This is a genomic window from Vibrio tapetis subsp. quintayensis, from assembly GCF_030409945.1.
In the GTDB taxonomy this organism is placed as follows: Bacteria; Pseudomonadota; Gammaproteobacteria; order Enterobacterales; family Vibrionaceae; genus Vibrio; species Vibrio quintayensis.
Genome location: NZ_JAUFQV010000019.1, coordinates 30,669 through 43,393, shown reverse-complemented (window position 1 = coordinate 43,393; position 12,725 = coordinate 30,669). Strand labels below are relative to the sequence as shown.

Annotated in this window: 8 protein-coding genes; 4 read left to right on the top strand and 4 right to left on the bottom strand. The window is 42.9% G+C overall.

From position 1 onward, the window contains the following. Positions 1 to 26: 26 nt before the first annotated feature. The 3 genes from QWZ04_RS07885 to yegD form a co-directional block, all read right to left on the bottom strand. Positions 27 to 662 (bottom strand): TetR/AcrR family transcriptional regulator, encoded by a 636-nt coding sequence (locus tag QWZ04_RS07885; RefSeq protein ID WP_290326704.1) that lies wholly within the window; start codon positions 660 to 662, stop codon positions 27 to 29. Continuing rightward, positions 662 to 2,107 (bottom strand): coniferyl aldehyde dehydrogenase, encoded by a 1,446-nt coding sequence (locus QWZ04_RS07880; RefSeq protein ID WP_290326702.1) that lies wholly within the window; start codon positions 2,105 to 2,107, stop codon positions 662 to 664. The genes QWZ04_RS07885 and QWZ04_RS07880 overlap by 1 nt, the downstream gene beginning before the upstream one ends. A 245-nt stretch (positions 2,108 to 2,352) precedes the next feature. Next, entirely contained in the window at positions 2,353 to 3,705 is a 1,353-nt protein-coding gene (yegD, locus tag QWZ04_RS07875; RefSeq protein WP_290326700.1) for a molecular chaperone, read from the bottom strand. Positions 3,706 to 3,936: 231 nt separating this feature from the next. Between yegD and QWZ04_RS07870 the strand changes: the two genes are divergently transcribed. From QWZ04_RS07870 to QWZ04_RS07855, 4 genes are all read left to right on the top strand, one after another. Then, positions 3,937 to 8,442 (top strand): response regulator, encoded by a 4,506-nt coding sequence (locus tag QWZ04_RS07870; protein WP_290326697.1) that lies wholly within the window; start codon positions 3,937 to 3,939, stop codon positions 8,440 to 8,442. Continuing rightward, positions 8,443 to 9,249: a response regulator gene (locus QWZ04_RS07865; protein WP_290326694.1), complete on the top strand. Its 807-nt coding sequence runs from the start codon at positions 8,443 to 8,445 to the stop codon at positions 9,247 to 9,249. It begins immediately after the preceding gene. A 180-nt stretch (positions 9,250 to 9,429) separates the two neighbouring features. Then, positions 9,430 to 10,032 (top strand): TetR/AcrR family transcriptional regulator, encoded by a 603-nt coding sequence (locus tag QWZ04_RS07860; protein WP_290326692.1) that lies wholly within the window; start codon positions 9,430 to 9,432, stop codon positions 10,030 to 10,032. Positions 10,033 to 10,113: 81 nt separating this feature from the next. Continuing rightward, complete coding sequence (locus QWZ04_RS07855) at positions 10,114 to 10,965, top strand: alpha/beta hydrolase (protein ID WP_290326690.1); 852 nt, start codon at positions 10,114 to 10,116, stop codon at positions 10,963 to 10,965. Between the two features lie 127 nt (positions 10,966 to 11,092). Here the strand turns inward: QWZ04_RS07855 and QWZ04_RS07850 are convergent, their stop codons facing one another. After that, a complete protein-coding gene (locus QWZ04_RS07850; protein ID WP_290326688.1) occupies positions 11,093 to 12,571 on the bottom strand; it encodes a peptide MFS transporter in 1,479 nt (492 codons plus the stop codon). Between the last annotated feature and the right edge of the window lie 154 nt (positions 12,572 to 12,725).

Sequence of the window (12,725 nt, the reverse complement as noted above, 5' to 3'; positions counted from 1 at the left end):
TCACTGTTATTAATCACCCATGTAAATCAGTGCGTTATAATCAAGCTACTCAGTGCCGAGCGACAGGCTTGCTGCTTAAACGCTTTGGTATTGTAGCTTGGAAACAGTAGCAAAAACTCAGCATTAGAGAAAATACTGTTTTGTGCCATGAGTGCTAAATAATCTAACGGCATGTCGATCATCAGCCCTTCTTTCTGGCACTGTTCAAAGAAGTCATAAATATATTGATGAAGCTCTTTAAACAACGCGAGAGTATCAGTTTTGTTCGCATCTCGGTTTGTCTGGGCTTCTAGGTTTAAGTAGTAACGTTGTAAAAAACGCAACGCATTAGGGTTGTTGATAAACCATTCCAATGCCTTTAACCATAATGTTTGGCCCTTTGAATATAAGTCTCCGCTGAGGTCCTGATTGATGTCAGTGCTGAGTTGAGTCTTAATCTCGCGATACAGTTCGTCGCACAGTAACTGCTTATTGGCGAAATGGTGAAACAAAGTGCCTGTCGCGACGCCTGCGCGTTTGGCGATACTGGCCGTTGATGTATTTGTGATGCCATTTTCAACGAAAGAGCACAGTGCGGCGTCAAGGATCAGCGACTTTTTCGACGGCTTTATTGTCGGTGTATTTTCCTGTAAGGAATCCCCGTTGTTTGGTTTATCAGCCATTATCTTAAGAACACCTTTTGTAGCAGTTTGGTCATTAAATCTCGCTTCTTAAGCAATAGCGCACTGCGTGGTAACCAAGCGGCGGTGTGAAAAACCGTTTTGCTATGAGAAAACGTTTTAAAGCCTTCAATGCCGTGATAACTCCCAAGCCCTGAATGACCGATGCCGCCAAATGGCGCGTCTTCTGCCGCTACGTGCAATAACGTGTCATTGATGCTTAACGCGCCGCTGTGTACTTGATAGGTTGCGCGTTCGATCAGTGCTTTATCCTCCGTCATGACGTATAGCGCGAGTGGGCGGGCGCGATTGTCGATGTACCGGAATGCCTCATCAATGTGATCGTATGTCATGATTGGTAACAGGCTACCAAAAATCTCATTTTTCATGATCAACATGTCGTCGTTAACATTGCTGATTAGTGTTGGCATCAAATCTGATGGCGTATTTCCGGTTGAATCTTGGCTAACGGGGTGCAAATTAGCGCCACGTTGCTCAGCGTCCGTTAAGTAGCTCTGTAAGCGCGACAACTGACGTTCATTAATAATGCAGCCGTGACGACTGGATTGGGCTTTACCACCGTAAAAGTGTTGGAAACGCTTAATATAGGTGTCGATGAATTCCTGTTGACGGGCTTTAGGCAAACATATGTAGTCTGGCGCTACGCAGATTTGGCCAGCGTTGACTGTCTTGCCGAGAATAATGCTATCAATGGCACTATTCATCGATATGTGGTCATCAATGATAACCGGCGACTTGCCACCAAGCTCTAGCGTGATCGGAGTTAGGTTATCCGCAGCTGCGCGTGCAATATGCTTACCGACTTCAGTTGAACCGGTAAAAAACAGATGATCAAATGGCAATTTACTGAACGCGCTGGATACGTCCATTTCACCCTCAATGAAAACAACCTGCTCATCGATGTTACTCAACATCTGTTTAAGTACTCGGTTGGTATTAGGGGTAAATTCGCTCATTTTAATCATCACGCGATTGCCAGCCGCGAGCGCGGTTATCGCAGGGTTGATACTTAAATTAATCGGGAAATTCCAAGGAGTAACGACGCCGATAACACCGAGCGGTTGCTGATGAACGGTTACTTTTGAAGGGAATAGCAATAATCCTGTATGGCGTCGTTCCGACTTGACCCATTTTTTAATGTGTTTGAGTGTGTAGTTCGCGTGTTGAACGGTGGCCATAATGTCGGCGAGCAAACTATCGAACTGGCTACGATAGCCATAGTCATCACTTAACGCTTGAATCAAGGTGTCCTTGCCCGAGATCAGTGCTTGTTTGATCTCGATAATGGTTTCAATTCGTTTTTCAATCGGCAGGTAAGGTGTTTGTTTGAACTGTGCACTCAGTGAATGGAAGTGTTCATTTAACGCTTCAATTTGTGAGTCTTCATGCTGAAGAACTTGCTGATTGATCGTTTCTTGATTTGCCATAATTTGTCCTTACAAATAAACCGACTGATTAGTCAGTTTATAATGGTGCAAATCTTGAATAAGGTCAATAAGGAATTCGTGTCGTTGGGATGGATGTGAAACGGATGGGATGTAGGCACCGAAGTGGCGGCTTGAAATCAACAGTGTTGTATCAAAAAAAAAAGAACCCCAAAATTGGAGTTCTCGACTTAGACGGATATCTTTTAGTTAACCTTGTTCTTACTAAAAAAGGGCACCAGAAAAACCTATTTAAAGCACAGTTCAGCCCAGTGAGTAAGACCGGATGTAACAGATCCAAAGTAGTTACCACTTACCATAGGCACGTTTGGTAACTTCTCTTCGATTGCTTGGCGAAGTATTGGCGAACGAGCGGTACCACCCGTTAGGTAGATAACGTCTGGTGTTTTTGCACCTTGTGTCAGCGCTTCGCTAATCAATTCAATCATTTTTTCTTTAGGCGCTTCTATGGCTTCGGCCATTTGGTTCACGCTTACATCAATTTCCAAAGTTTCAGATAACAAATCAATGTTGGCTAAATAATGGTTAGAGTTTGATAAAGCAATTTTGGCTTGTTCTGCTTGCCTTACAATGCTGTAGCCTAGAGTTTCCTGATACACCTTAAGCAGACGCTCAAGCTTCTCTGGCTCTAGGGCATCTTTTCTAAACTGCTTCAGTGCTTTTAGATTTTCTCTGGCGTAAAAGTCACGTTGTGCTTCAACATTATTAATGGCAATAGGGTTCCAAAACTGATTCAAAGGTATATCGATACCTGCATCGGTTTTACTGCCTTTTCCTAGTGGCGTCATCAATTGTTTGAACGCCAAATAGATATCTAGGTCATTACCTCCAACTCTTTGGCCACTATGGGCTAATAAACTGTTGGTTCTGTCAGACTGATTAGCCCACGTTGGCCCCATTTCTATTAACGAGCAATCCGTTGTACCACCACCAATATCCACGACTAACACAGTTTGATCGTGTTCTAAGCTGTTTTCGTAATCAAGCCCTGCGGCAACGGGTTCAAACTGGAATTCAATGTTCTTAAACCCAGCACGTAGCGCCGCTTTTCTTAGAATGCTTTCAGCTTGAATGTTGGCGTCTTGTCCACCGCGACCGTGGAAGTTGACTGGGCGACCAATCACCGTATCGGTAATGATTTTTTGAGTTTGAAACTCACTTTTTTGCTTGATGTTAGCCATCATGGCGCAGACCAAGTCTTCAAAAAATGAGATTTGAACTTCATGTAAGCCACTCGCGCCCAGGAATGATTTAGGGGACTTTACGTAATAAACTTCTCGAGGGTCTTCTAAGTACAAATCGAGTGCGGCTTGACCAAATAGCAGATCGCCCTTTAGTACTTCAATGTCTTCTTCGCGGTTAAACGCGATAGAACGACGCAGTACTTGTTCGCCAACGGGGCTACTAGGTGAAATATTGTAGTGACGGAACAAGTATTCCGAAACGGCTTCACGAGTAGGAGCGCAGAGTGTTGATGAAATAAAAGGGCTGTCGTGCTCTAAGTTGAGTAAATTTGGCTGGCCATTAACCATCGTGGCAACGGAACAGTTAGCTGTACCATAATCGAAACCGATGAACATTATTTAATCCCAAGCAAATAAAAGGCTGGCGATTCTACATCAATTCAAAATTAAGCGCATCTGCTTATCAATGGAAAACACAGCATTATTCAATAATGTGCATTGCTTTTGCTCAGTTAGGGTCAATACTTAATTTAATAATCGCATCCGGACAAGGGCTGTATTAATGCAACCCTAAGCGACTTAAATGCGAGTGTGTTCTGAATGATACGTCAAATGGATCGTGGCTGAATGAAACTAAAGCAGAAAAATGGAATATTACTGGCTGGAATATCATGTGCACTCCTTGTTCTTGCAACGGTGCTGATTTCGCAAGCGGCACGCTATGCAGAAAAGATAGAATCTATCCACTATCAACAATCGGCCACTGAAATAGCAAGCGAAGTGGAGAAGTTCATCTTAGAACGTGCTAATGACGCTCGCGTACTAAGCGTTAACCTTAACGGCATTGACCAGGTGAACCAAGAACGCTTTTCAGCACAGCTAACGGATAAATTTAATACTTATATCGATAGCTATAGAATTTATCAGAATATGGTTCTCTTTAGCCAAGAAGGCCGTGTGTTAGCAGAAAACACTAAGTCGTTCAGTGGCGAAGACGTTAAGCCAATTCTCGGTGACCCAATGACATTGAGCACGCGACCTTGGTTTAAGGATGCGCTTGATAAAAGGAGTGTGAGTGTCTCGCAAGTACAGGGTAAAGATATTTATTTCTCGGTGCTCGATAAGCATAAAAAGGTTCTGGTTTTTAGCTCAACGATCACAGACACACAAGGTATTGCATCCGCTGTTTTAGCGACTATCGTTGATGTTAGTAATATTCAACAAATAATAAGCCGGCATTACCATCATTTGTCGGGCCTGCCATCAGAAAGCTATTCGGCGTCTAACACGACAGAACAAGGTAAGCATGTTTATGTGGTGGCTGATGAGCGTTTTGACCTTAAGAGTCGTTTTGCCCATAGTGCTATCGCTGATGTAGTAACTAGCATTAGAGAAACAGATAGCACCAGTGGATTTGTCGTCCAAGATGATTACCTCGTGTCTTGGGCACACATAAAGAGCTACGAAAATTCGCCTCGCGTTGTTCTCCTATTTACTCCAACTAACCATGTATTTGAAAGCATAACCACCGGAAAACGGTACGCCTTGTTATTGGCATTTGGCTTGGTGTTGACGCTGTGTTTTGCCGGTTTCTACTTTATTGCCCGTATCGGTAGCCCGTTACAAAAGATTGAAGGCGTGATTTCAAGCTTGTCGAAAAACGATTTGGACGTCGAACTGCCTGAATATAAAGAAACGGATGAAATTTCCAACATTATCGATTCGCTAAAGATCTATAAAGAGCAATTAACCGAACGAGGCGAACTGTTTGAACGCATTCAGACACAAAAGAACCAGCTAGATGTACAGTTCCAAGCCATTGAATCTGCGAACGCGTGTATCTTGGTGTTAGATGCCATAGATAGACACAAGCCTGTACTGTATGCCAATTCCGCGATGTTAACTCTGGCGAAAATGACAGAAGACGAGATAAAGGGGTTGCAAGTTAGGGACTTATACGACGGCGATCTTAATCTAATCCAGGTAGAAGAAATTGTTCAAGCTTTAGATGGTCTGTCTTCGTTAGAAACCAGCGTGTGTTTTAAAGGCCAAGAAGATGAGTTGCTGTTTTTCAATCTGTTTCTTAGCCCAGTGTATTCAGACGCCAACGAAATTACGAGTTACATATTGGTCCACAATGATGTGACTGATTTACGAAAAGTTGAAGCTGAAATTCTGGATACAAATCAGAAACTGGAAAATTTAGTAGAGAAAACGACCACCCAGCTAGAGGGTTCAGAAAGCCAAATGAACTTGATTTTTCAGTCAGCAATCGACGGTATGTTGTTGGTCGGATCTGATGAAAAAATCATCGATATCAATCACTCGGCCGAGCGAATGTTTGGTTGGAAAAAAATCGACATCGTAGGAAGTTTATTTGAATCATTAATATCAGAACAATTTAATATTAGTAATATCAATTATCTAAAGGATGGAAATCAAGCGAAAGGGGGGACGATTTCCGAACGGCTTCGTGAAGCGATTGGTGTGACCAAGTCGGGCAGTTTCATCCCATTAGATATCTTAGTCACCCAGATGTCACTGGATGGAGACACCCTTTATTTTGTGACATTTAGAGATATTAGCGACCGTAAACACACGGAATCCGAGTTGAAGTACAGCAAACGAAGTCTCCAAGAAACGATTCGACGCTTAAATCTCACTACTGAAGCTGGTGAAATCGGGATCTGGAACTGGAACTTCATCACAGGAGGACTTGAGTGGGATGACAGGATGTACCGGATGTATCAAAAAGATCCGGATAGCAGCGAGAACACCTACGAAACATGGCGAAGCTGTGTACTTGAAGAAGACGTAGAACAGGCTGAAGTCACTTTAATGGAAGCTAAGAATAGCCTGACGCGTTTTTTCGCTGAGTTTAGGATACGTTGGCCTAATGGTGAAATTCGCTGGATAAAAGCATCAGCGGACGTCATTTTTGATGAAAATAGTGGTGTTGCAATAGGGATGGGAGGCGTAAATCTTGATGTAACGGAAGAGAAAAATTCTCAAGAATTACTCAGAAGAGAAAGCGCCGCTGCGAATGCCGCCAACGAAGCCAAATCACTGTTCTTGGCCAACATGAGTCATGAGATCCGCACGCCGATGAACGGTGTAGTTGGTATGATTGATTTACTTAACGATACCAATTTGTCATTTGATCAACAAAGCATGACAACGACCATAAAAGATTCGTCATTGCATCTCCTTAGCATCATTAACGATATTCTCGATTTTTCCAAAATTGAAGCCAATCAAATGTCTGTCGAGCATTTACCTGTGCCGCTGCAAGTCACGGTTGAGAAAACCGCCGATGTTTTATGGTTACAGGCCAGCCAAAATAATACAACGATATACATTGTTTATGATCCTAGTATCCCTAATCTCATTATGAGTGACGGAGTACGCTTAGGGCAGGTACTGTTTAACGTACTTGGAAATGCCGTTAAGTTTTCAAAAGGTGACGAAAAATCGCGGGGTGAAATTTGGCTCAAGGCGCAACTTGAGCAAGATAACAATGAAAATGAAAATGAAAGTAATAGTAATAGAAAAATAGCCGTCACCATTGAAGACAACGGCATTGGAATGAGCGAAGAACAACTTGAAAACTTGTTTAGTTCATTTACTCAAGGTGATGCGTCAACAACCCGGTTGTATGGCGGCACGGGGTTAGGGCTGTCTATTTCCCACTCTTTGGTTGAGATGATGGGGGGGAGTATTAGCGTAGAGAGCCAGCAATGGGTCGGTACGACATTTCGGGTTGAACTGCCTTGTGATGATGCGTCAGTGGTTGAAGTGGATTACCAAGACCAGTGCATTGATGGGGCGAACGTTGTGACGGTCATTAGTGAGGAATCGTTAGACAAATCGGTGAGACAAAACCTTGAATTACAGCGGTGTAAAGTGCTCAGCCTCAATTCGGTAGAGAAACTCAAGTTGCTTATATCGAGTGATGATACGTTCGACGTTATTATTCTTGGTTCAGAATTTAGCCACAATGAAATGGCGAATCTGACCAATCAGGTGAACTTAGGTCATACTCGTATTATCTTACTGACCAATGAACCAGCAGTGAAAATAAAAGGCCATACCGATGGTCATGTCACACTCGGAGTTTGCCCGCTTAAACCAAGTGAATTGGTTGAAGCTATGTTGTTGGTTCTTGGTCGAAAAACCCAAACTATCGAAGCCAGCAACAATGTGTACAGCAGCATAGAAGATAACTTTGATGACAACATTCGCTGGAAAATACTGGTCGCTGAAGATCAACCCACCAATCGAGATGTCATTGAGCGTCAGCTAAGTAAACTGGGCTACCAATGCCTAATGGCCGAAAATGGCGCGAAAGCACTCGAACTTTGGAAGCAGCAAAGTTTTGATCTGGTGCTAACTGACTGCCACATGCCGATTATGGATGGCTTCGAGTTGACGAGAGCCATTCGTGAGTTAGAGCAATGCAGTAATGAGAAACAAGCGATACCAATCGTAGCGCTCACTGCCAATGCGTTGCTGGGGGCGGCAGATGCGTGTATCGAGGCCGGCATGGACGATTACCTATCAAAACCGATTGAATTGCAAAAACTAAAGGTTGCACTCAATCACTGGTTAAATGACGACACCCCTTCAGGCGACATTGAACCTAATCATCAACCCCCAATGCTTGAGAATACTTCTGAGCTAACCTCTCATTCAGCCTTAACCTCTGGTTTAGAATCAACTTCTCAATGGGTTTTTAGTCAAGACCATGACGATACAAAGGCTGAGCCTATGCCAGCAGAGGTACCAATAGACTGCGAACGGCTGTCAGAAATACTTGGTACCGATGAAGAAGAAGTCTTGTATCCACTACTTGAAGGCTACTGGGATTCGATTCAGGACGATCTCTCCTCACTCATGTCATCGTTCGAGAACAAAGAGCGTGAAGAAATACAGGGCATCGCTCACGCAGCAAAAGGCGCTGCAAAGTCAGCAGGTGCCGATCCACTCGGTGACACGTTTAAAGTCATCCAAGATGAAGCACTAGAAGCAGAATGGGATGAATTACACAACTACCTTAATCAAGCCATCCAGAGAATCAAAGAAATAGAAAACTGGCTGACTGAGCGTGGCATTATTAGTAAGGGAGCCGCATAAATGAACGAGCAAACTGCACTAGGAAGTTACACCGTTTTGGTCGTAGAAGACCACCAATTTTCTCGAGCAACCTTAGTTTCGTTGTTACAGCGGTTAGGGGTTGAAAATGTGTTAACTGCGAAAGATGGCATTGAAGCGGAAGCGGCACTCAATAGCAAAAAGATTGATGCGGTGATTACGGATATTAATATGCCGAACATGAACGGCATAGAGCTATTAAAAAATATTCGTTTAGGAAAAACAGCGAACAAGAATAACATGCGAGTGCTGGCGGTAACGTCTTATTCTAACGTTGAAGTTATTAGGGCGTGCATGAGCCTCGACATCAGTGCATTTCTTGTTAAGCCAATCACCATTGATAACGTAAAAACCAAATTAATTAGCGCGTTAGAAGAAAGTGCTGACCTTTCTAATGAAAGCCATTATTCCCAAGTAGAAAGCGATTTCGATTGTATTTCAGAAAACCCAGCGGCGCGTAGAACTGAGAGAAAACAACCTGATCGCTCGTTAAATAAGAAAATTAATTGGCCATACGGAAACGCAAAACCACAAGAAAGTGCTCCGCAAACCTTGCCTGAAAAAGTGAAAGGTAAGTCGATTTCATACATGACGATCAGCCAGATATCGAATTTAGAGTCAGGAATGATCTTGATGCAGGATCTGAGTGCTAAGAATGGTGTCTGTTTGATTGCGTCCGGCGTTGTATTGAATAAACGGCTGATCAATCGCTTACACGAACTGAGTTCTATCATCGAACTTGATCAGCTTAAGGTGAAAATGCTGGTGGACACAAACGAAAATGACTAGTCACTAGTCGTCAATTTGAATGTACCTTATACCGCCTTTAATCCTAGAGGCGGTCTACAATATCCTGTTCCTACTGGGGGCCGTCAAAACACCCCGTCTGAGAGTTCCGTCAAATAGTGGTTGCAAAAAAGTACGTACGTGCTAAAAATGACAGGCGATTTGATAAATTAGTAGTGTTTGATGAGAAAAGGCAAAGTTACACGAGAGCATATCCTGAATATTGCGTTTAAACTGGCGAGTGAAAATGGGCTTGAAAGCCTGACGATTGGTGATCTCGCAAAGCAATGTGGCATGTCGAAAAGTGGTTTGTTCGCTCATTTTAACTCGAAAGATAATTTGCAAGTTGCGGTACTAGAGCAGGCTAATCTCGTATTTGTTCAACGTGTTGTATTGCCAGCTAGAGAAAACCAACAGGTCACTATCGAAGAGAAAATTCGGTCATTGATGGAAAATTGGCTGGGCTGGAATCATTCATTCCAAGGAAGTTGTATGTTCTTGGATGCTTGGAAAGATGGTGTTCACAGAGATAGCGTGACGCAACAAGCGTTGAAAAAGACCATTACGACATGGGTGAATTATTTAACGATTCAAATAGAGAAAGGCGTTGAGACTGGCGAATTCACCAAGGGTCTCGATGCCGAGCAAGCCACGTTTGAGTTGTATGGCTTGTATCTCAGTGCACAATTGTTCTATTCAATCAAAGGTGAGCAAGCGAGTAAGTTACAGTTTTGGCGAGGTGTATCAGACTTGATTCGTAATTGGAAAGCATCACCACAGAATTAACACGAAAAGGGATTGTTCTCTTTTTTTAATACAAAATAGCACGGTCGTTCGAATAATCTGGCGACTTAAAGGAATAAGATCATGAGCGAAAAAATTTATTTTAATACGTCGGGTAAGTTCAGCCTTAAAAGGACAGTCGTCAATATGTCTACCCGGTTGCATCACACAATAGCTCCTGATCATGCCAAAAAGACGGCTCGGAAATTGTTACTAACCCCAGTTAGGACTTCACCGAAAAATGAAGAACCAGTGGGGCTCATTAAGGGAGAATTGGCTGGCCAAGAGGGCATATTAAAAACCTACCAGCTTGGTGAAGGGCCTGTTTGGGTGCTGACTCATGGTTGGTCTGGTACGGCGAGCCAGTTTTATCCGCTAATGGAGCATATCGCAAGCAAAGGATTTACTGCATTGGCTTATGATCACCCAGGGCATGGCGAGAGTGATGGTGTTTATGGTCACATTCCTGCCTTTGTAAGCGGCTTGGAAACTGTGCTTGATAGTGTAGGCGAAGTAGCAGGTATTGTTGGTCATAGTATGGGAACGGCATCGGCAATCGAATGTCGCCATGCTAAAACGCAAGACGTACCCATGTTATTGATTGCCCCAGTTTTGGAATATCTCGACAACCTATTTAGTAGCATAGAGCGTTCAGGCTTTTCGATGAAACTGTTTGAAGAAGTCGTACTGGAAATCCAAGATCAATACCATTATCCACTGCAATCGGTAGACCCGTACCGAAAGCTTGGATTAAGAGGGAGTAAGACCCTTATCGTGCATGATGAAAAAGATAAATTTACTAAGTTCTCTGTGTCAGAAAAAGCCGCTAAGGAAATGGAGAATGTGACTTTAGTTGCCACACAAGGGCAAGGTCACGGACGAGTGATGAAATGCCAACAAGTGACTGATGGCTTTGACGCGTTAGTCTCTAATTAGTGCTCGATCAGTCTTGCTAGGCCCTAGTTTGGCTATGTGTATTTGGCTGGGGCATATAACTAAAAATAGGCAGCGAATTCGCTGCCTATTTTGGATAATGTATAAAGCTTGAAGAGTTAATCTAGGATCAGCTATTTGCTTCTGTTAGCTCAACTTCTTTGTCAATGCTGTTGGCTTTCTCAAGCATCTTACGAATAACCACAGACGCCGCTAAGGCGACTGCAACCATCACAACTGCAAGCATCGTCAGTAAGCCAAAGTAATCACCGTAAACCGTTTGAACGATCTCTTGTGTGATTTCTTGGCCTTTTTCTAAAGCAATCGAAGTAGAGAATACCGCACCAACGATACCACTCATTGCAATCGCCACCGAAAATAAGCTGACCGAGAAGTTTTCAATGTGCTTAGGCGCAACAGAAAGAATAAATGCAACCACCATGCTACCAACAATAACTTCTGCAAATGCTTGGAAGAAGTGAATCAACAAAAATACTTCTGGGCGAATAATTACGTCTTCACCAATGTTCTTAACTGCAAACGCTAAGATACCAAATGCAATCGCAGTGAAGATAAAGGCAAAACCGATTTTGGTTGCGGTAGTGAAGTTGATGTTACGTTTCTCAAGTGCTGAGAATGTACCTGCAATGACAGGGCCAGCTACAATACACCACAGTGGATTCATTGACATAGATGCTTCAGGTGCGATTGGAAGAATGCCAAATAGGTCGCCACGCATTGTATTGATGGTTACCATTGTCATGGAGGTCATCATTTGTCCGTAATAAACGAAGAATGCGGTGGTTAGGACAGTAACAATCAGAATCGTCCCCATCTTAAGTGCATCAGATTTCTCTGATTTTAACATCAAAGATATGAAGTAACCGATTGCGGCAAGGCCGATTGCATAGACGAAGTTCTTGCCTATATCCATGTTTGAAAACATAAAAAATACTAATGCAATCATACCAACCGATACTAAACCGAAAATGGCCCAGTTCTTCTTACTTACCGGTGCTTTGTCAATGTCTGCCCCAATACCCGAAAGCTGCTTGTTAAATGCAACAAGTAATCCAAGCGCAATGAATGCCATGACTGCAGATAGAATGAAACTGCCACTGAAGCCAATATACAGAACAAAGAATGGGAATAGATATTGGCCTAAAAGAGCACCAATATTATTGATTGAATAGTTAACAGGGTAGCCGTTCTCAAAGTCTTCTTGTGTTGCAAAGGTACGTTTATAAAGGCTTGGATAAGAAGGTGACATTAAGCCACGGCCGTAACTTGCTAGTGCAATACCTGCAAGTGCGAGTGGAACGTTGGTGGTGGATGCGCCGATGACCAGCAATGCATAACCAGCACTAAAGCCTAGATAAGCGATAGTGAGCGAGCGATAAGCGCCAAGAAATTTATCGGCGATAAAGCCACCGGCTATAGCAAATAGCGGCCCAATGGCTGAAAAAGCACCCACAACCATCATTGTGTCTGCTTCACTATAATTTAGATTCTCTAAGAAGAACCTCGTTAAGATTACCATGACACCATAAAATGATAGTCCAAACATCATTTGACAGAACATCATGGACTTGTTTAGTTTATTCCACATGTCAATATCCTTAAAATAGTTATATTGTTAGAATTATTTACTTGACGGATATTAACAGACACACCTCGTTACAACTCGTCGTTCTGTCGCATTTATTTTAAAACTATCATTACAATAACTAATGTGAATTGTTAGCTTTTCTTATTTTGATTGT